Origin of the sequence: Arthrobacter zhaoguopingii (assembly GCF_009828595.1) — a bacterium.
In the GTDB taxonomy this organism is placed as follows: Bacteria; Actinomycetota; Actinomycetes; order Actinomycetales; family Micrococcaceae; genus Arthrobacter_D; species Arthrobacter_D zhaoguopingii.
This window is the reverse complement of the sequence record NZ_WPNY01000003.1, coordinates 382,825-402,540: the sequence shown is the minus strand read 5'-3', so window position 1 is coordinate 402,540 and position 19,716 is coordinate 382,825. Positions and strand designations below refer to the sequence as shown.

At 68.2% G+C, this 19,716-nt stretch carries 18 protein-coding genes; 8 read left to right on the top strand and 10 right to left on the bottom strand.

Annotated elements, in window-relative coordinates:
- Nucleotides 1-57: 57 nt before the first annotated feature.
- From GVV86_RS06535 to GVV86_RS06525, 3 genes are all read right to left on the bottom strand, one after another.
- A complete protein-coding gene (locus GVV86_RS06535) occupies nt 58-858 on the bottom strand; it encodes an amino acid ABC transporter ATP-binding protein (protein WP_159617455.1) in 801 nt (266 codons plus the stop codon).
- Nucleotides 859-860: 2 nt separating this feature from the next.
- Nucleotides 861-1,697 (bottom strand): amino acid ABC transporter permease, encoded by an 837-nt coding sequence (locus GVV86_RS06530; protein ID WP_159802138.1) that lies wholly within the window; start codon nt 1,695-1,697, stop codon nt 861-863.
- Nucleotides 1,698-1,769: 72 nt separating this feature from the next.
- Nucleotides 1,770-2,591 carry an ABC transporter substrate-binding protein gene (locus GVV86_RS06525; protein ID WP_159617453.1) on the bottom strand — a complete coding sequence of 274 codons (822 nt, stop codon included), beginning with the start codon at nt 2,589-2,591 and terminating at the stop codon, nt 1,770-1,772.
- Between the two features lie 294 nt (nt 2,592-2,885).
- Here GVV86_RS06525 and GVV86_RS06520 point away from each other — a divergent pair, with 294 nt between their 5' ends.
- Together GVV86_RS06520 and GVV86_RS06515 are read left to right on the top strand one after the other, a co-directional pair.
- On the top strand, nt 2,886-3,641 hold the full coding sequence (locus GVV86_RS06520) for a phosphotransferase (protein ID WP_159802136.1): 756 nt from the start codon (nt 2,886-2,888) through the stop codon (nt 3,639-3,641).
- A gap of 187 nt (nt 3,642-3,828) precedes the next feature.
- The gene (locus tag GVV86_RS06515; RefSeq protein ID WP_201291372.1) at nt 3,829-5,580 is read left to right on the top strand and encodes an MOSC domain-containing protein; all 1,752 of its coding nucleotides are present in this window, start codon (nt 3,829-3,831) and stop codon (nt 5,578-5,580) included.
- A 31-nt stretch (nt 5,581-5,611) separates the two neighbouring features.
- Here the strand turns inward: GVV86_RS06515 and GVV86_RS06510 are convergent, their stop codons facing one another.
- Both GVV86_RS06510 and GVV86_RS06505 read right to left on the bottom strand, forming a co-directional pair.
- Entirely contained in the window at nt 5,612-5,992 is a 381-nt protein-coding gene (locus GVV86_RS06510) for a hypothetical protein (RefSeq protein WP_159617451.1), read from the bottom strand.
- A gap of 66 nt (nt 5,993-6,058) precedes the next feature.
- Nucleotides 6,059-6,610: a P-loop NTPase family protein gene (locus tag GVV86_RS06505; RefSeq protein ID WP_159617450.1), complete on the bottom strand. Its 552-nt coding sequence runs from the start codon at nt 6,608-6,610 to the stop codon at nt 6,059-6,061.
- A gap of 123 nt (nt 6,611-6,733) precedes the next feature.
- Between GVV86_RS06505 and GVV86_RS06500 the strand changes: the two genes are divergently transcribed.
- From GVV86_RS06500 to GVV86_RS06480, 5 genes are all read left to right on the top strand, one after another.
- The gene (locus tag GVV86_RS06500; protein ID WP_159802134.1) at nt 6,734-7,252 is read left to right on the top strand and encodes a GNAT family N-acetyltransferase; all 519 of its coding nucleotides are present in this window, start codon (nt 6,734-6,736) and stop codon (nt 7,250-7,252) included.
- Nucleotides 7,253-7,319: 67 nt separating this feature from the next.
- A complete protein-coding gene (locus GVV86_RS06495) occupies nt 7,320-8,507 on the top strand; it encodes a sensor histidine kinase (protein WP_159617448.1) in 1,188 nt (395 codons plus the stop codon).
- Between the two features lie 48 nt (nt 8,508-8,555).
- On the top strand, nt 8,556-9,284 hold the full coding sequence (locus tag GVV86_RS06490; protein WP_159617447.1) for a response regulator: 729 nt from the start codon (nt 8,556-8,558) through the stop codon (nt 9,282-9,284).
- 133 nt (nt 9,285-9,417) lie between these two features.
- Nucleotides 9,418-10,197, top strand: coding sequence for an ABC transporter ATP-binding protein (locus GVV86_RS06485; RefSeq protein WP_159617446.1), 780 nt, complete (start codon nt 9,418-9,420; stop codon nt 10,195-10,197).
- A 1-nt stretch (nt 10,198) separates the two neighbouring features.
- The gene (locus GVV86_RS06480; RefSeq protein WP_159802132.1) at nt 10,199-12,781 is read left to right on the top strand and encodes an FtsX-like permease family protein; all 2,583 of its coding nucleotides are present in this window, start codon (nt 10,199-10,201) and stop codon (nt 12,779-12,781) included.
- A gap of 47 nt (nt 12,782-12,828) precedes the next feature.
- On the opposite strand, the gene GVV86_RS06475 is transcribed toward GVV86_RS06480, so the two are convergent.
- The 3 genes from GVV86_RS06475 to GVV86_RS06465 form a co-directional block, all read right to left on the bottom strand.
- Nucleotides 12,829-13,896: an LLM class flavin-dependent oxidoreductase gene (locus GVV86_RS06475; protein WP_159617444.1), complete on the bottom strand. Its 1,068-nt coding sequence runs from the start codon at nt 13,894-13,896 to the stop codon at nt 12,829-12,831.
- A gap of 79 nt (nt 13,897-13,975) precedes the next feature.
- A complete protein-coding gene (locus tag GVV86_RS06470) occupies nt 13,976-14,641 on the bottom strand; it encodes an NADPH-dependent F420 reductase (protein WP_159802130.1) in 666 nt (221 codons plus the stop codon).
- Nucleotides 14,638-15,180, bottom strand: coding sequence for a MarR family winged helix-turn-helix transcriptional regulator (locus tag GVV86_RS06465; RefSeq protein ID WP_246669893.1), 543 nt, complete (start codon nt 15,178-15,180; stop codon nt 14,638-14,640). Before GVV86_RS06465 ends, GVV86_RS06470 begins: the two co-directional genes overlap by 4 nt.
- A gap of 134 nt (nt 15,181-15,314) precedes the next feature.
- On the opposite strand from GVV86_RS06465, the gene GVV86_RS06460 reads away from it, so the two are divergent.
- Nucleotides 15,315-16,367: an LLM class flavin-dependent oxidoreductase gene (locus GVV86_RS06460; RefSeq protein ID WP_159802128.1), complete on the top strand. Its 1,053-nt coding sequence runs from the start codon at nt 15,315-15,317 to the stop codon at nt 16,365-16,367.
- Nucleotides 16,368-16,652: 285 nt separating this feature from the next.
- On the opposite strand, the gene GVV86_RS06455 is transcribed toward GVV86_RS06460, so the two are convergent.
- Nucleotides 16,653-18,266, bottom strand: a complete 1,614-nt coding sequence (locus tag GVV86_RS06455; protein ID WP_159802126.1) for an amidohydrolase — start codon at nt 18,264-18,266, stop codon at nt 16,653-16,655.
- A gap of 29 nt (nt 18,267-18,295) precedes the next feature.
- Nucleotides 18,296-19,687 carry an APC family permease gene (locus GVV86_RS06450; RefSeq protein WP_246199682.1) on the bottom strand — a complete coding sequence of 464 codons (1,392 nt, stop codon included), beginning with the start codon at nt 19,685-19,687 and terminating at the stop codon, nt 18,296-18,298.
- Between the last annotated feature and the right edge of the window lie 29 nt (nt 19,688-19,716).

The window sequence follows — 19,716 nt, the reverse complement described above, 5'->3', positions numbered from 1 at the left end:
AGTGATTGCACGGCTCCCCCTTCCCCACCTGCGCGCTGCCCAGGCACCGGTGAGGGGTCAGGAAGCCGCCGAAAGCTCTTCCTCGTCGATGACCATCGGGTTGAGGACCCGGTGCAGGAAGGACTGGGTGCGCTCCTCCTGGGGGTTGCCGATGACCTCCTGGGCTCGCCCCTGCTCGACGATGTAACCGCCGTCCATGAAGACCACCCGGTCCGCGACCTCACGGGCGAAGGCCATCTCGTGGGTGACGATGACCATGGTCATGCCTTCGTTGGCGAGCGACTTCATGACGGCCAGGACCTCGCCGACAAGCTCGGGGTCGAGCGCAGACGTCGGTTCGTCGAACAGCATGAGCTGCGGCTCCATCGAAAGCGACCGCGCGATCGCCACGCGCTGCTGCTGCCCGCCGGAAAGCTGCCCGGGGTAGGCGTCTTCCTTGGAGGACATGCCCACCCGGTGCAGGTTGAGGCGCGCGGTTGCGGTCGCGTCCTCCTTGCGCCGCTTCAGCACCTTGACCTGGGCGACGGTGAGGTTTTCCAGGACGGTCAGGTGCGGGAAGAGGTTGAAGGACTGGAACACCATGCCGATGCGCCGGCGGATGCGGTCCAGGTCGGCATCGGGGTGGGTCACCTCGTCCGGCCCGACGAGGACGGTTCCGGAGGTCGGGACCTCCAGGAGGTTGACGCAGCGCAGCAGGGTCGATTTTCCCGAGCCGGAGGGACCGATGATGCAGACGACTTCCCCGGGTTCGATCTCGAGGGAGATGTCCTTGAGTACTTCATTCGAGCCGAAGCTTTTCTTGAGGTTGCGGATCGAGATGGCGTGCGAGCCTGGTGCCGGGATCGGTTGGGTAGCCATGGTCAGCGTGCTTTCGCGTAGCGGGCTTCGAGCTTGCGCACGAGGCCGGACAGGGGAAGGGTGATCGCCAGGTAGCAAAGGGCGGCGACGATCAGCGGGGTGGCGTTCACGGAGCGGTTCAGGAAGTCCTGGGCGAACTTCGTCAGTTCGTACTGTGCGGCCGTGACCCCGAGGACATAGACGAGGGACGAGTCCTTGACCAGGAGGATCATTTCGTTGGTGAGCGGCGGAATCACGACCCGGAAGGCCTGCGGGATGACGATCGTCGCCATCGTGCGGGTGTGGCTCATGCCGAGGGTGCGGGCCGCCTCAAGCTGCCCCTTCGGGACGGCCTGGATGCCGGCCCGGAAGGTCTCCGCCATGTAGGCGGCCGCGGTGATGCCGAGGCCGACCATCACCATGCCGTATTTGTCGCCGGGGAACTGGAACCCCGGGAAGGCGTTGGGGATGCCGTAGGCGGCCATGAAGAGGACGACGAGGGCCGGCACCCCGCGGAAGAACTCAATGTAGGCGCCGGCGAGCCACCGGTAGGCCGAAACCGAACTCAGCCGCATCACGGCCAGGAGCAGCCCGACCACGAACGCGAAGATGAACGCAAGGGTCGCGTAGATGATGGTGTTCACCAGGCCGATGAGGATCACCCGCGGGAGCATCCGTTCGAGGATGTCGAACCTCAGGAAGGCCGCGCTGAAGGTCGCCCAGTCCGTCATGAACGCCAGGAGGCCGATGACAGCGATCCCGAGGGCGTATTGGATGCCGAGCGAGACACGGGCTCTCTGCCGGCGTGTCAGCCGCGGCGCTGCGGCCTCGGTGGCGGGATAGGTGGTCTGTGTGCTCATGGTTTCCTCACTGGTGCTGCACGTGATCCGGATCCGGCCCGCGGCGGCCGGCGGCCGCCGCGGGTGGGCCGATCAGCTCTTCGGCACGTCCCCGATCCATTCCTTATAGATCTCGTCGTAGGTGCCGTCGCTCTTGGCGTCCGCGAGGACCTCGTCCACGACCTTCTTCAGGGCCGTGTTGCCCAGCTTCATGCCGAGGCCGTACTGCTCCCCGGTGTCGAACTGGGTGCTGATGCTCGCCTTGCCGGGGTTGGCCTTCAGCGCCTCGGTCCAGACGGGCAGATCGTTGATGGCTGCATCCACCTGACCGGTCATCAGCGCCTGCGTCAGTGAGGCGAGGTCCTGGAACTCGATGATTTCGCACCCGCACTCGGGGTGGGCCTGCGCGTAGTCGAGGCCGGTTGTGGCCGACTGGGCGCCCAGCTTCTTGCCCTCGAGCTCCTCGAGGGACGTGACGTCCGCGCCCTCCGGGACCAGCAGGGCCTGGGTCGCATCGAAGTACGGCTCGGAGAAAAGGATTGCTTCCTTCCGGGCGTCGGTGATCGTCATGCCGGCGGCGGCGATATCGCACTTCCCGGTGGCCATGTCCTCACCGGACTTGATCCCCTCGAAGGGCGTGTCGATGATCGCCGTCTGGGCGCCGAGCCGCTTGGCCACGAGGTTGACCAGGTCGATGTCGAACCCGACGGTCTTGCCGGAATCATCGTTGACCTGGAAAGGGGCGAAGGGAAGGTGCGTGCACACTGTCAGCTTGCCCGGGGAGACGAGGGAGACGCCGTCGGCCTTTCCGGCCGAGGCATCCGGGGCGGCGGCGGACGGGCTTCCGCAGGCGGTGAGCGCCAACGCGCACATCGCGGCGAGGGCGGCAAACTTGGACCTTCCGTGCAACTGCATGGGTCTCCTTCGTGCTGGCCGGACGAGGGTCGGCCGGGGCGGAAATGGCTGGCACGGCGGGCATTCCGGGGCTTTCCATCGCGCGGGCGGCTTCGCAAGCCGCCCGTCGTTGTCGGTCCCGGGACCCCGGCCGCCCCCGGTGTGGGGACGGTCACATCGTGCGTGAATCGAGTATGAACTCATTTACCCCGAGCAGCAAACCGGGTCCAAAGAATGATTCGATTCAGGCGGGTGAAGGGCATCCCGCCCCGGCGCAGCAGCGTCGGCGGCCGCACCGCCGACTAGTCTGGCGGGATGGACACCGAGGAACACCCGCTCACCGGGGGCAACGCCACCCCGGCCGTCGTGCGCATTGGAGCGACTGTCCGCAAGCCCTGGACCGCCTCGACCCCGGCCGTGCAGGCCTTTCTGGACGCCGTGCGATCGGCAGGGGTGGATGTACCACAGCACTTCGGGCGGGACGAGTCCGGGCGGCAGGTCATCGAATTCATCCCCGGCACACCCGCCCTGGAGCTCCCTCCGCTGACTCCGGAGGACCTTGCCCGGGTCGGCCGGATGGTCCGCCGGATTCACGATGCAAGCAAGGATTTCGACAGCAGCCGGGCCGGCGGATGGGAGGTCCTCATTCCGCCCGCCGCCGCCGACCTGGTGTTCCACAACGACCTCGCGCCGTGGAACCTCATCATCGGCGAGCGCTGGGTCTTCATCGACTGGGACGGTGCGGGGCCCAGCACCCGGCTGTGGGATCTCGCCTACGCGGCACAGGCATTCACCCTCTCGGATTACCACCGGGAACCCGTCCGGGCCGCGGCACGGCTGCGCGCCTTCATCGACGGATACGGCGCCGGCGAAGAGCTCCGGGGCGAGCTCCCCCATGCCATGGGGGAGCGGGCCGCGGCCATGCACGCCCTGCTGCGCCGCTCGCACCTGACCGGGCGGGAACCGTGGGGGTCGATGTACAGTGCCGGCCAAGGAGACCACTGGCGCCGGGCGGCCGCTTACGCGGTCGAAAACCGGGACGTGTGGCTGCGCGGACTGCTGGGCCCCTGACGGGCCGCGGCGGCCGAGGCCGCCGTCTCGACCGGCGCCCTTCATGACGGGTTCCCGTAATCTACCGTCGCGGCCGCAGCAGCCAGCCCCTATCTTCCGCGGAACCGCGCGGCCCCGGCCGCAGCACCGGCCGGCCTGCAGGGGGTGGCTCTGGTGGCCGGTGGGTGCCCGACGTAGGCTTTCCGCCATGACGGAGGTCCAGGGCATGGCCTGCGGCAGGCTGGTGTCACTGAACGTTGGAGTCCCCAAGGGCGTCTCCTGGCAGGGAAAGACTGTGCATACCGGCGTCTACAAGAGCCCGGTGGAGCGGCCGCTGATGGTCCGCAGGCTCAATATTGACGGTGACGGCCAGGGCGACCTGAACGGGCACGGCGGTGAGCAGCGGGCGGTGCTGGTCTACCAGCGGCAGTCCTACGAGCACTGGTCCGGTTTCCTCGGCCGCGGTGATCTGACGCCCGGCTCCTTCGGTGAGAATTTCACCGTCGACGGGCTGCCCGACGACGAAGTGTGCATCGGCGACCGCTACCGCATCGGGGAGGCGGAATTCGAGGTGACCCAGCCCCGCGTCACCTGCTTTCGGGTGGGCATGCGCCTCACGGAACCGCGGATGCCCGCCCTCCTGGTGGACCACCGCCGTCCCGGGTTCTACCTGCGGGTCATCACCGAGGGCGAGGTCCGTCCCGGCGACCCGATCATTCGAACACTCAACGGGCCCCACCGGCTCACGGTCGCCGAGACCGACGCACTGCTGTACCTCCCGGACCGCTCCCAGGACGCACTGCGGAAGGCCGTCGACATTCCGGCCCTGAGCCCCGGCTGGCAGCAGTCCTTCCAGGACCTGCTGGACACCGACCTGGCCAAGGCCACTGTGACCGGGGCGCCCGTCGAAGAGCCGAGCTGGAACGGATTCCGTCCGATGACGATCACGAAGGCCGTGTCCGAAACCCCGACCATCACCTCCATCTACCTTGGCGACGGCGACGGCGTTCCACTCGAACCGGTCGTTCCCGGCCAGTACCTCACCCTCCGCGTTTCCGTGAAGGGTGCGGCATCCGTCCGCAGCTACTCCATTTCGGACGCTCCCGACCCGCACACCTACCGGATCAGCGTGAGGCAGGAGGAACACGGGCTGGTGAGCCGCTACCTTCATGACGGTGTGCTGGTCGGGGGGACCGTCGATGTCGCCGCCCCCCGCGGGCAGTTTCGGCTCCACGCCGGAACCGGGCCGGTGCTCCTCATCTCGGCCGGGGTCGGCGCAACCCCGCTGGTCCCGATGCTCAAGGAGTTCGCCCGCACCGGCAGCGACAGGGAGGTCTGGTGGATTCACGTCGCACGGAACCCCAGCGAGCACGTTTTCGCCGGGGAGGTGCGGGGACACCTGACCCGGCTTCCCCACGCCCGCAGCGCCATCTTTTACACCCGGGCCGGGACTCCCGTGGCGGACTCGTTTACCGGCCGGCCGACCGTCGACCAGCTTCGTTCCCTGGGAGTTCCCGCGGGCGCGGCGGCCTATCTCTGTGGTCCGCCCGCCTTCATCGGCAGCATGACGGACGCGCTCACCGACCTCGGCCTCAACGCCGGGTCGATCTACTCTGAACTGTTCAGCACCCTGCCGCCGATCAACCCCGGGCTTGTCGATGCCTCCACCGTGCCCCCGCATCAGCCCGCCGGCGAACCGGGCACCGGGCCCGCGGTGACGTTCGCCCGAAGCGGCCTCACCGCCCGGTGGCGCGCGGGCGACACCTCGCTGCTCGATCTCGCCGAAGCCTGTGATGTGCCCACCCGGTGGTCCTGCCGCACCGGGGTGTGTCACACCTGCCTCACGGCGGTCATCTCGGGGAAGGTGGCCTACCAGCCCGATCCCCTCGAAACACCGGCCGAAAGCCAGGCGCTGATCTGCTGCGCCCGGCCCACCGAAGACCTCGTGCTCGACAGTTGAGAATCAGCTCCCTCCGCTCGGGCACAGGCCTTCAACCCGGCAGATCGATGAGGTAGCTCCGGATCTCAGTAACCCTGGCGGTTTTCACCGCGGATGCGAACCGCAGCACGTGGCAAAAGGCCTGCCTGCGTCCGTCGCGGAAGGTCAGGACGCCGTCGGTGCTGCCCTCCCTGCCATGGGTGAGGATCGACGTGAGCTCGATGGCGGCAACTTCGCCCTGGCCGGAAAGTCTGGCCGTCAGCTGGCTGAGTCCTTCGATCGACGCGGCGCCGGGCAGGCCCCAGCGCACCTTCTCGTCGAGGAGCCCACGAAGGTGCGGCTCCTTGACCTCGGCGAGGGCGAGGACGACGTCCCGGATGATCAGCTGACGGGGCGCATTTCCGCAGCCGGCCGGTTCAGTCACAGCAACCATTCCGGAATCCCCTCTTCCTCGCTCGATCGGTTCGAGGCTACACCGTCCATCCGACACACGGGCGCGTCACAAGCCCTGCGGATCGCGTGCGGCACGGGCGATCCATGCCTCGAGCTCCGCCGGACGCCGGAACGAAATCACGGGAGGCATCGCGGGGTCGGCCTTGATCCTTTCGAGCGCCTCCCGCTTCCGCGGGAACGCCCGGAAGTGCCACAGGATGATCGAATCCCGGGTGAAAACCCGGCGGAAGGACTCGGTGTTCCCGTTGCACACCTGTTCGCGGGCGACGCACCGGCGAATCGTCCGCCGGATCAGGCGCGACAGGGAGAGCCACCGGGGGTAATCGAGTGCCACGACGAGGTCCGCCCGTGCCAGCATAAGGTCCCGCCAGCCCGAATAGGCGCTGTCGATGACCCAGCGCTCCTGCGCGGCAATACCGGCGGCGATCCGGCGCTGCTCCTCGGGCGGCCGGTTCTGCCAGCCCGGGAGCCACCCGAGATCGTCGTCGGCCGAATATTCGGGGAGCCGGGCGGCCGCGGCATAGGCGTGCGCGGCCGCGGACTTTCCGCTACCGGTGACCCCGTGGAAAATGACGCGCTGAGCAGTGGCACCGGGCATGGGGTCAAATGTAGCGTGCGATTCCGCAGCCGGGCAGAAGCCGCCAGTACCGGCTGCTGTGCTTCTCGGCCAAATCCCGGCGGACCGGTTTCGATCGACCGCCGCCGATGCAATGATCGGTTCATGGCCTTTCCCGTCCCGCTGCCCAGCGATCTCCGTGACAAAAGTGTGTCCCTTCGGTCCCTGACCGACGACGATTGGCGGCTGGAATACGAGCTGAGCCGTGTGCCCGACGTGCCCGCGTGGACGTATTACCCGGCGGACATGGACGAAAATGCCGCCCGGCGCCGGATCGCCCGGACGAAGGAGCGTCACCGGGAGCGGCTCGCCGGCCGGTATGCGGTCCTCCTCGACGGCCTGGCGGTGGGAACTGCGGGGATGGCCGAGGTTGAGGGCGCCGAGCCCGAGCTCTTCTATGTCCTGTCCCCCGCCGGCCGAGGCCGGGGCGCGGCCACCGGGTCGGTGCGCCTTCTCACGCAATGGCTGTCCTCGCAGGGCTTTTCGACCGTGGCCCTGGAGACAATGGCGGGCAACACCGCCAGCGAACGCGTCGCCGAGCGCGCCGGCTTTCGAAACACGGGCTCCCATCCCGGTACGCACCGCGGCCAGGCGGTGCAGTTGAACCGCTGGCTGCGCACCTAGCGGACCGGACAATGTCCACCCTGGGTTGGATGGAGCATGGGCACCGCCGGGCCTAGAGTTGAACATCATGGACCTCCACCTCCGGCTCGCGCGCTGGGTGCGCGCGCATCCCGGCACGGTCGACGCCTGCCTCGCACTGGGACTGCTCGTGCTCCTGATCCTGCAGTTGGCGGCCCGTGGGGTGGCCGTATATCCCCTGCTCATCCCGGTGACTTGTGCCCTGGTGGCACCGCTGGCCTGGCGCCGGTCCCGGCTGCTGCTCTCGGCCGGCATCATCGCCGGGGTCTCGGTGCTGCAGCTCCTGGCCGGAATCGACCCGGTGCCGGCCCAGATCGTCATCCTCATCACCGTCTACACGCTGGCCGCCTACGCCCCACGGTGGGCGAGCCTCGGCGGGCTGGGGTTCGCCTTGCTGGGCGCCGCGGCCGGCCTGGTGCGGTATGGGGCGATCCTCGGTGTCGGCGGAGGCGGGTCGCTGTTCCTGATCTCGCTGTTCCTCTTCGAGTCGCTCATACTCCTGGCCTGGACGATGGGGGACCTTGCCCGGTCGCGGCGTCGGGCCTATCAGGCCCTTGAAGACCGCACCCGGCGCCTTGAGGTCGAGCGCCAGCAGGAACGCGACCTTGCCGCCGCCGACGAGCGCAGCCACATCGCCCGGGAGATGCACGACATCGTCGCGCACTCCCTCTCGGTGATCATCACCCAGGCCGACGGCGCCCGGTACGCCAGCGCGCAAAAGCCCGAACTCGCGGTGCAGGCGCTCGGCACCATCGCCGACACCGGGCGCGGCTCGCTCCGCGAGATGCGGCGCCTGCTCGGTGTCCTCCGCGGCGACGAAAGTGCCTCCACGCGTCCGCTGCCCACCCTCGACGACATCGATTCCCTCGTGAGGTCGGTGCGGCGGGCGGGCATCGCCGTGTCCTGCCGCCGCATCGATACACCGCGGCGGCCGCTTCCCCTCGGCGCCGAACTCACCGCCTACCGCGTGGTCCAGGAAGCGCTGACCAACGTGCTCAAGCACGCCGGGCCCCAGACCGCCGCCGAAGTCACGCTCACCTACGGCCCCCGCGGGCTCGGCATCACCGTCGACGACGACGGCCGGGGTGCGGCGGCCGACCCCGCCACCGCAGGAGCCGGGCTGGGCATCACCGGCATGAGTGAGCGGGTGCGCCTCTACGATGGCACCGTGTCCGCCGCGCCGCGCAGCGGCGGGGGCTTCCGCGTTGAGGCTTTCCTCCCCTACACCGAGACATAGGACCGTGCGCAGCGCCGGCGGATTCCCGACCACAGGAGCAGAACGTTAATGGACACCACCGCAGGAGAAGTGCCGCCCAGACAGGCAGCCGGTTCCATCCGGGTCGCGATCGTCGACGACCAGCACCTGGTGCGCAGCGGATTCGCCATGCTGATCAACTCCCAGCCCGACCTCGAGGTGGTCGGCGAGGCCGCCGACGGGCAGGAGGCAGTTCGGACGCTCGCCGTCACCCGGGCCGACGTTGTCCTGATGGACGTGCGCATGCCTGGTATGGACGGCATCGAGGCCACCCGCCGCATCCTCGCCGAGTCCGGTACCGCTGGGAGCAGCGGTGCCGGCCCCCGCGTCGTGGTGCTGACGACGTTCGACCTCGATGAATATGCACTGTCGGCAATACATGCCGGCGCGTCCGGCTTCCTGCTGAAGGACGCGCCGCCCGAGGAGCTACTTGAGGCGATCCGGACGGTCCACCGGGGCGATGCGGTCATCGCGCCCTCGACAACGCGCCGCCTGCTTGACCATGTGGCACCGCTGCTGCGCCGGCCCTCTCCGGTCCGCGACGCCCATGCGGCCGCGGTCGCCCGGCTCACACCCCGCGAGCGGGAGGTGTTCGAACTGATCGCCCAGGGGTTGTCGAATCCGGAGATCGCCCTGAAACTGTTCCTTGCGGAAGCCACGGTGAAGACCCATGTGGGCCGCATCCTCGCGAAGCTTGAAGCGCGGGACCGGGTGCAGGCCGTCGTGATGGCCTACGAGATGGGCATCGTCCGCCCCTGATCGGGTCCGCTTCCGCCGGGGTTCCCTGCGGTGGGAGCAGCGGTCCTCGTGTCATCCCCTGGTATGAGGTCCGGTCCGAAAGCTCCACCTCTGCGCTGATTCTGCCGGTGCCGGCGGCGCCTAACGTGGAATTATGACCATCGCAATGAATTCACCCGTGCCCCCTTCGGGTTCAACCTCCCCCGCCCCGACCGGCGCCGTCGCCGCCCGCGGCGTATCCAAAAGCTACGGGCGCGGCGAGACCGCCGTCCACGCCCTCCGGGACGTCTCGCTTGACTTCGAACGGGAGCGCTTCACGGCGATCATGGGCCCGTCCGGGTCGGGCAAGTCCACCCTGATGCACTGCCTGGCCGGCCTTGACAGCATCGATGCCGGACAGCTGTGGATCGGCGGGACCGAGATCACCGGCCTTCCCGACGCCGCCCTGACCCGCCTGCGCCGTGAGCGGGTGGGATTCGTGTTCCAGGCCTTCAACCTGGTGCCGACCCTGACCGCCGAGCAGAACATCACCCTGCCCGTCGCCCTCGCCGGCGGTTCCGTGGACCGGGAATGGCTGACGCAGGTCTCCTCGACGCTGGGGCTGACCGACCGGCTCGCCCACCGGCCGCACGAGCTCTCCGGCGGCCAGCAGCAGCGCGTCGCCGTCGCCCGGGCCCTGCTGACCCGCCCCGACGTCATCTTCGGTGACGAACCTACCGGCAACCTCGACACGGCCACCGGGGCGGAGGTGCTGTCCCTGCTGCGCCGCAGCTCGCGGGAGATGGGCCAGAGCATCATCATGGTGACCCATGACCCGGTCGCGGCCTCGTACGCCGACCGGGTCGTCCTCATGAAGGACGGGGCCCTCGTCGGTGACCTGGAACAGTCGAGTCCTGAGGCAATCCTCGGCGCCCTCGCGAAGCTGGGGGCCTGACGTGCTGCGGGTAGCCCTGGCGCAGGTACGCGTTCACGCCCGGCGTTTCATCGCCGTCGGCCTCGCCGTGATGCTTGGGGTGGCCTTTGTCTCCGCGGCCCTCACCGTCGGTGCCACCACCAAGGCGACCCTCGGTGCGAGCATCGGGGCTTCCTACGCCAAGGCCGACCTCGTGGTCTCCGGGCCCGAAGGGCCCGGAGTTCCACCCGCCGCCGTCGGGACCCTCGAAGCCCTCCCCGGGGTGGCGGCCGTGCACGGCTTCGAATGGGTATTTGTCCAGCTGGCCACGGGGTCCAGCACCTCGTCCGCCGCGCTCACCAGCACGGCGCCAGCTGAACTGGAAACCGCCGAGGTGACGCAGGGCTCCGCGCCGTCGGGGCCGAACGAGGTGGCCCTTGACAGCACCTCGGCCGCCCGCCTGGGGGTAACCCCAGGTGACACCGTGGCCTTCGTTACCGGCGGCCCCTCCACCGACCCGGCCGGAGCCCTGACGGTGACCGGTCTGACGGCACGGAGCCCGGATCCGACCCTTTCCGACACCGTCCAGGTGCTCGCGCCGGCATCCCTGGTGCGGGCAGCCAACGGCGGCGAAACCATCGTGCGCCACGTCCAGCTGGCCGTGGCGCCGGGTGCGGATCCTGCCGCCGTGGCGGCGGCCGCCTCAGCTGCCCTCAACGACCTGCCGGCGGATCAGCGGGAAGGCGTGATCGTGCGCACGGCGGCCGAGCAGACCACGGCGGACGTTGCCTCCCTCTCGAATGGAGACGACATCCTCACGGCGATCCTGCTTGCCTTCGCCGCCGTCTCCGTCCTGGTCGCGGGGCTGGTCATCTCCAATACCTTCTCCGTGCTGGTGGCCCAGCGCACCCGGGAACTGGCGCTGCTGCGCACCATCGGCGCCGAACGCCGGCAAATCCGAAGGTCGGTCCTGGTCGAGGCCGGCGTCGTCGGGGTGGTGGCCTCCGTCCTCGGCGTGCTCCTCGCCGTCGGGGTTCTTGCGGCTCTCGTCGGCCTGGCCCGGCGCACCGACGTCGGTTCGGTCGCTGTCCTCGCTGTTCCGCCGTCGGCTGTGGTGGCCGGCCTGGTGGTGGGTGTCCTGATGACACTGCTCGCCGCCGTCGTCCCGGCGCGGGCCGCCACCCGCGTCGCTCCCCTGGCCGCGCTGCGCCCAACCGGTCCGGCGGACGCGAAGAGCAAGAGCGGCAAGGTGCGCCTGGCCGCAGGCCTTCTGGCACTCGTTGCGGGCGGAGGCCTGCTCGTGCTGGGTGCCCGGTCCGCCGGGCTGGTTCCGGCCGTGGCCGGGGGCGGGGTATCCTTCCTCGGCGTCGTACTTCTCGCACCGTTCTTCGTTCCCTTCAGCGTCGCCGCAGTCGGGCGGCTGGCCCGGCCCCTCGGAGTGGCCGGACAGCTCGCGTCCCTCAACGCCGTCCGGAATCCGGCACGGACCACCGCCTCGTCCTCGGCCCTCATCGTCGGCGTGACCCTGGTGACCATGATGATCGTCGGGGCGCAGACCGCCCGGACTTCGTTCGACGCCGAACTGGCCGAAAACTTCGCCGTCGACGTCGAGGTCTCCGGCCTCGGCGGCGCGGCCGGGGCGGCCGGCCGTCCTCCGGGCGGCACGGCGTCCACTGCCGACGCCCAAACCCTCCTGGGGGTCGAGGGCGTGAAGTCAGCGGTGGAACTGACCCCGGTGCTGCTGGCCAGCGACGAGGACGGCGGACGGCTCGTGTACGCCGCCGATCCGGAGGAGCTGGCCACTGTCCTGCGCTCCCAGGACATGGTCCTGACCGACGGGATGGTCCTGGCGCCGCAGACGCTGCCTCAGGCCGAAATCACCCTCAATACGGCGAATGGGCCCGCGACACTGCCGGTCACGGCGACGGATTCGACCTTCTTCGTACCGCTGATCACCAAGGCCACAGCGGAGCGGCTGGGCGGCACCCCGCCGGACGCCCTGGACGCATTCATCGGGGATACCGGGGAAAGCTCCAGCCAGGCTGCAGCCAACGGAACCCTCGCCGGATACCTGGGCACGACGTTCTGGCTGCAGCTCGACGACGGGCTGGACGGGCCGGCCGTGTCGAAGGTCAAGTCGCAACTCGTCGCCGCCACCGGGGTGCCCGAATACCAGGTCTCCGGATCGGCTATCGAGCGTGTCGCCTACAACGAGATCATCGATGTGATGCTGCTGATCGTGACCGCGCTGCTTGCGGTGGCGGTGCTGATCGCCCTGATCGGCGTCGCCAACACGCTCTCACTGTCGGTGCTTGAGAGGCGCCGGGAGAACTCGCTGCTCCGCGCGCTCGGCCTCACGAGGGGGCAGCTGCGCGGCATGCTCGCCGTCGAGGCGGTGCTGATCGCCGGCGTCGCCGCACTGCTCGGCACAGGCCTCGGGATTGGATATGGAGTGCTCGGCGCACAGTCGGCGCTCCGCGAGCTTGCGGCCGTTCAACTGTCCCTGCCGGTCGGGCAGATCGCGGCGGTGCTCGCCGTGGCGGTCGCTGCAGGGCTCCTCGCCTCGGTGCTCCCGGCCCGCCGGGCCGCGCGGCTCTCGCCCGTGGCCGGTCTCGCGGCCGACTGAGGCCGGCCACCGGTTTACGGTCGACGCCACAGCGCCCCGGCGAAGCTTCAGGATTCGCTGCCGAGGATCTCGCGGACCAGCGGGATCACCTTGGTGCCGTACAGCTCGATGTTGTTCATCACCGAGGTGTGCGGCAGGCCCGTCATACCGAATTTGAGCTGGAACCGGGAGGCGTGGAGCACCCGAAGGTTGGCGGCGATCTTGCGGGCCACCGTCTCGGGGGAGCCGACATAGATGGCGCCGTGCGGGCCGATGTCGTGCTTGAACGATTCCGGGGTCGGGATGGCGAACCCGCGGGTCTTGCTCACGTGCTTGATCACCTCAAGGTACCGGGGCCAGAACTCTTCCTGGGCCTGCTCATCGGTCTCGGCGACATGGCCCATGGAATGCACGCCGATCGGCTGGGCCGGGCGCTCGAAGTGCTCAAGCGCCTCGAGGTAGAGGTTGGAGAACGGCTGGAAGCGGGCGGGCGAGCCGCCGATGATGGCAAGGATGAGGTTGTACCCGTGGCGGGCGGCCCGGACGACGGACTGGGGGCTTCCCCCAACGCCGATCCAGGTGGGGAACGGCTCCGCCTCGAGGTGCGGGACGACGTCCTGGTCCTTAAGCGCAGCACGGGTGGTGCCGTTCCAGGTGACGGGGCTGCCCTTGAGCAGCTGGGCGAACAGCTCCGACTTCTCCTCGAAGAGCACTTCATAGTCGCTGAGGTCGTAGCCGAAGAGCGGGAACGAATCGATGCTCGAACCGCGGCCCAGGATCACCTCGGCCCGCCCCGAGGACAGCGCGTTCAGGGTGGAGTACCGCTGGAAGACCCGGACGGGATCGTCGGAGCTCAGCACGGTCACGGCCGAGCCGAGATGGATGTCCTTGGTCCGCGCCGCAATGGCGCTCAGGACCAGGTCGCCGGCGGAGAGCGGGTAGTCGTCGGTGTGGTGCTCGCCGATGCCGAAGAAGTCAATGCCCACGGAATCCGCGAGGACGCCCTGCTCGACGATGTTGCGGACCGTCTGGGCGTGAGAATTCAGGGTTCCGTTCTCGTCGGAATGGACATCCCCAAAGGTGTCGAGTCCGAAGGTCAGGGGAAAGCCCGTCCGCAGGCTTGATGAGTCGTTCACGGTTGTTCCTTTTATCTGGGTGGAGGGTGCGGGCAGTCCCGCGGGGTGCCTTGCGGCGTTACCGCGGACAGCGTGCGGCCTACGCCGCGGTTTTCTCGGTGAGGACCTGCGCGAACTGCTCCTTGTTGAGCGAAGCGCCGAAGACCGGCCCGCCGGGTTCGAGGATCCGGCCCTCGTGGAGGCCGTCCAGCAGGACGGCGTCGTAGCCGATGTTTTCCACCAGGGCGGCGACCATCTCCACCGCCTTCCGGTCGTCCCCGGCCACTCCGAGCGCCAGCCGGTCCGCGGCGCCCGCCGGCCGGCGGTCGGCTTCGAGCTCGTGGTACCCGGCGTGGTTGAAGGATTTGACCACCCGCGCGCCGCTGAGGTGCTGCTGGACGATTTCGCTGCTGCCGTGGCGCGGGTCCTCGAACAGCTGCTGCGTGCCGTCGATGGGTGCCCAGTAGTTCATCAGGTCGACGACGACCTTGCCGGCCACCAGTGACGGATCGAAGCTACGGAACTTGTGCAGCGGGATGGCCAGGATCACGATGTCGGCGTCGGCGGCCACTTTGGCGGGCCAGTCCGCCTGCGCCCCCGGGATGAGGATCTTGGTGATGAGGGCGATCTTCGCGGGGTCTCCGGATCCGGCAATGGTGACCGGGTAGCCGGCTTCGCTGGCGACCCGGCCCATGGCGGAGCCCACGTGGCCGGCTCCGAGGACGCCGATCCGTGGGAGGTGGGAGGCGGAATTGGTGTTGCTCATCGGGGGTCCCCCTTGGAGGAATTGGCTTCGAAATGCTGGTGGAGTGAATCGAGGATGTCGGCGAGGTTCTCAAGCTGTGACGGTGTCAGGGCGTCCGAGAAGTGCTCCTTCACCGCCTGGAGCTGCGGCACCGAGGCACGCCGGAAGGCGTCGGCTCCGGCGTCGGTGAGCTGGACGAAGGCGCCACGGTTGTCCGTCAGGCACTCTTCACGGCGCACCAGGCCCCGCTTCTCCATCCGCCCGATGTGGTGCGAGAGCCGGCTGCGCTCCCAGTTGATGGCCCCCGCCAGTTCCGAGGACCGCAGCACGCGCCGGTCGGCTTCGCTCAGCGCCAGCAGGACCTCGTAATCCTGGCCTGACAGGTTCGAGGCGCTCAGGACGGTGGCCATGCGGCGGCGGAGTTCGGCCGTCGTATCGAGGAGCCGGCGCCAGGTGGCGAGCTCGGTGCCCGTGGGGCTTCGACGGGCTGGATGGTGGCCCCGGTGATCGTTGGCGGTGCTGTGGGCGGCCATGGTGTTCCCTCCAGATTTGGTTGACATGTCTACAATAGCTCCGAGTAGTTGATATGTCAACTTCGGTCGCGTCGGCGGTCTTTATTGACATGTCTACTAAAAGGCTCCTATCCTCGCTCTAGTTGATACATCAATTACAGGCTCAAAGCGTTGGAGATGAAATGGCTAACATCCTCGGGCAGTACCCGATCGTGATCGGCGTCGACAGCTTCGGCGACGTGACAAGAGGCAGCGACGGGGAGCTGCTCAGCCAGCCCCGCAGCATCCACTCCCTGGTGCGTGAAGGTGTTGTCGCCGAGGAATCGGGTCTCGACTTTTTCGGCCTGGGCGAGCACCACGTTGAGGAAATGCCACTCTCCGCGCCCGACATCGTCCTGGCGGCCATCGCCGCCCAGACCTCCCGCATGCGGCTCGGCTCGGCCGTCACCGTCCTGAGCTCGGATGATCCGGTCCGCGTCTTCCAGCGGTATGCGACCCTCGATGCCGTCTCACAGGGGCGGGCTGAGGTGATTCTCGGCCGCGGCTCCAGCAAGGAATCCTTCCCCCTCTTCGGCTTTGACCTCGAAGACTATGACCGCCTGTTCGAGGAGAAGCTTGAGCTGTTCTCCCGGCTCCGGTCCGAGAAGCCGGTCACCTGGTCCGGCACCACCCGCCCCGCTCTGGACGGCCTCGAGGTCTTCCCGCGGACCACAGCCGGCGCCCTGCCCACCTGGATCGGAGTCGGCGGGAACCCGGCGTCGGTGGTGCGCGCGGCGCAGTACGGCTTCCCCCTGATGCTCGCCGTAATCGGCGGCAACCCGGCACGCTTCGCCAAGCTGAGCGAGCTGTATCGGCAGGCGACCGCTGAGGCGGGCTTCGGCGAACTCCCGATCGGGCTGCACTCCACCGGCCATGTCGCGGCCACCGACGAACAGGCCATCGAGGAGTACTGGCCGACGTACGAGACCTTCCAGCTGAAGGCGCGCTACGAGCGCGGCTTCCCGCCCATCACCCGGAAATTTTACGAGAAGGAGATTGCCGTCGGCTCGCTTTATGTGGGATCCCCCGAGACGGTGGCACGGCGGATTGTCCGGAGTATGAAGGCACTGGGAGTGAACCGGTTCGACCTCAAGTACGGGCTTGGTCCGATGCCTAACGACGTCCTGCTTGAAAACATCCGACTCTTCGGCACCGAGGTGGCCCCGCGGGTCCGGGAGGCTCTGGGCCGTTCCTGAGACCCGGAGTGTCGACTCCCCCGGGCCGATGCGTCAGAGGCGGCGCCGGCGGAGGTCAGGCATCAGCGGGCAGGATGATTCGGGCAGGCCGGTCAGGGGTCAGTCCGTTTCCGGGCCGGTGCAGAAAGCGCAGCCTGGAGCGCACTGCAGCGCATCCCGTGTGCCCTGCCCGCGCTCCGGGGCGGTCTCGCCCTGGCTGCGTACCGGGAGTGCCCGGGCCTCGGCGGAACGGGGTGGAGGGTGGTGGCGGGTCATGGTGCTCCTCGTGTTGCTGGGACGGCGGACCTAGAGCCCGTCGGTGAACTGCACGACACCGCCGACGACGGTGCCAAGGATTCTGCTGGCGGCGAGCGCTTCGGGCGGTGTCGCCAGGGGATCGCATTCGAACGCGGTGAAGTCCGCGCGCTTGCCCACGGTGATCGATCCGGCGACCTCGGCAAGCCCAGCGGCGCGGGCGGCATGGGTTGTGTAGCCTTCGAGCGCCTGGAGGGGTGTGAGGGCCTGGGCCGGCCCGACCGCCGCATCGAAGGGGCGGTCGTGCCGCCGCCGCAGTTGGGCGTCGGCGAGGATCGGCAGGGGCTCGAACGGCGCGATGGGCCAATCGGATCCGAGGACGAGGGTCGCTCCAACCTCCCGCAGGTCCCGGCAGCGCCACGCCTGGTCGGCCCGCCCGTCACCCAGCCGCGTCGACCAGTTGTCGCTGTGGTCGGCCCGCGTGTAGTGGGTGCAGTGGGTAGGCTGCATGCTCGCCGCCACCCCCGCGGCAGCGAAACGTCGGATCACCTCATCCGAAGCTGTTTCGATGTGCTCGATGCGGTGGATGACGGCAGGCGCCCAGGACGGAATCGACGCGATGGTGTCCAAGGCATGGGTAATTCCGGCGTCACCGATCGCATGAGTCGCCGTCAAGATACCGCGGGACGCGAAATAGTGAACAGCTTTGGTGTAGTCGGCAGGCGCCGGCCAGAACGGCGCGGCAGATTCCCCGTTGACGTCGGGATAGGAGAGCCACGCCGTGCCGTTGTCGATGGTGCCGTCGATGAAGAACTTGACCGCGTTGACGGACCAGCGCCGGCCGCTGAGCTGCATGAGATCGGCGATCGCGCCCAGATCGGCTTCGGCGCTTCCCGGCATGCACCACGGGGCACAGTAGAGGCGGAGCGGCAGTTCATCGTCCCGTTCGAACTCGGTCAGGAGCTCAAGGGAGTCCTTATTCAGGTCCATGACGTGCCCGGCCGTCAGGCCGGCCCGGGACAGGGCCCAAAGGAATTCCTTAAGCCGCGTCCTGCGCGTCTCGAAGTCGACTTCGGGGATGACGGAGGTGACAGCTCTGATGGCATCCCACTCAAGCAGGAGCCCGGTGGGGTTCCCCGCGTCATCGCACACGATGCCGGGGGCGGTGTCGGCCCTCCGCGGGCCGTCGATACCCGCTGCGGTCAACGCCCTGCTACTGGCTAGGGCAGAGTGGGCGTCGAAGATCCTCACCAGGCAGGGGCGGCCGCCGAGGACGTCGTCGATCATCTTCCGGTGCAGCGGCACCGATCCGAAAACCGTGGGGTCCAACCCCCAGGCGAACACCCACTCCCCCGGCCCTTGGGCGGCTGCCTCACGGCGCAGCGCTTCCCGCAGCTGCTCGATTGTCTGCACGCTGGACAGGTCGCAGCCCCGGACGGTGTCCAGCGCCATCACCGGATGGAGGTGTCCGTCCACAAGCCCCGGGGTGAGGGTCCCGGCACCGAAATCGACGACTTCAGTGTCGGTGGACCTCCATCCGCCCGCCTCTTCCCGGCTGCCGACCGCCGTGATGATTCCGTCCCGGACGGCCACCGCCTCGACCGGCCGCATGCCGCCGTCCAGCGTGTGGACCGTCCGGGCCAGGACGATCAGGTCGGCTTTCATTGGATCCATTCCTTCATCGGGGACGGAGTTCAGGCATTGCTCGTGGCCGGGGTGACCGTTTTCTCGTCCAGGTCGACCTGAGGTGGCGGGCGCCGGAAGCCGCGTGTCAGGACGACGAGATAGGCGACCCCGACCACCAGCCAGACCGAACCGACGGCGAAGGCGGATGCCGAAAGGCTGAACCACAGCCACACCGTCAGGAGGAACCCGACGGCAGGGACCAGCCCGTACTTGAGCAGGTCGCGTCCGCTCCTCCGGCGGTGGTCGATCAGGAAGTGCTTGATGGCTCCAAGGTTCACCAGCGAGAAGGCGAACAGGGCACCGAAACTGATGACCGATGCCACCGTTCCAAGATCAAGGACGAGTGCGAGCAGGGAGACGGCGGACACGACGAGGATCGCCCCGACCGGAGAGCGGAATCGCTCGCTGACCCGGCCGAAGACGGACCTGGGAATCACGCCGTCGCGCCCCATCGCGAACATAATTCGCGAAACGCTTGCCTGCGACGCCATGGCTGATCCGACGCATCCGGCGATGTAGGCGGCGAGGAAGAAGGCCGCCATGACGTTGCCGCCAAGGCTGTTCATGATTTCAACGGCGGCCGCATCGGGGTCGGTGAACTCCTGCCAGTCCGGGAAGGCAAGGTGGGCCACCCAGGAGACCAGAATGAACATCGCTCCGCCGATGAGCGTCGTCAGCAGGACGGCGCGCGGCACGGTGCGCCGCGGGTCCTTCGCTTCCTCGGACATCGTGGAAACCGCATCGAAGCCAAGGAAGGAAAGGCAGAGGATCGCCGAACCGCTCAGGATCAGGCCAAGGCGCAGGTCAGGGGAGAAGAACGGCGCAAGGAGCGACTGGCCCGTGGAGATGCTGCCGGCTGTCAGCACGATGAACACCGCAACGAAGACGATCTGCATGCCGACGAGGACCAGGTTCGCATTACGCACGACCGAGATTCCGACGATATTGAGGACGGTGACCAAAGCGATGGCCGCCACGGTGAACACCCACATCGGTATTGAGGGGAACTGGGCGTTCAGATACAGGCCGATCAGGAGGTAGTTGATGAGCGGAAGGAGGAGATAGTCGAGCATCAGCGTCCACCCGGTCACAAAACCTACGTGACCCCCGAAAATGCGCTGGGTAAAGCTGTAGGCCGATCCGGCTGAAGGTATGACCCGGACGAGGAAGGCGTAACTGAGTGCCGTGAACATCATCGCGGCGAGGGTGACGACGTACGCCGCCGGGAGGTGGCCCTCGGTGAGTGTCGTGACAAGACCGTAGGTGGTGAAGACCGTGAGCGGGACCATATAGGCCAGCCCGAAAACAACCAGCGCGGGGGTTCCCATCACCCGGCGCAGGGCCTGCTCCCGTTCCGGCGGCGCTGCGGCGCTGGATCCACGGGAATTCATTGCTTCCATGAAAACTCCTCGTTTTACCTGTCAGTCAT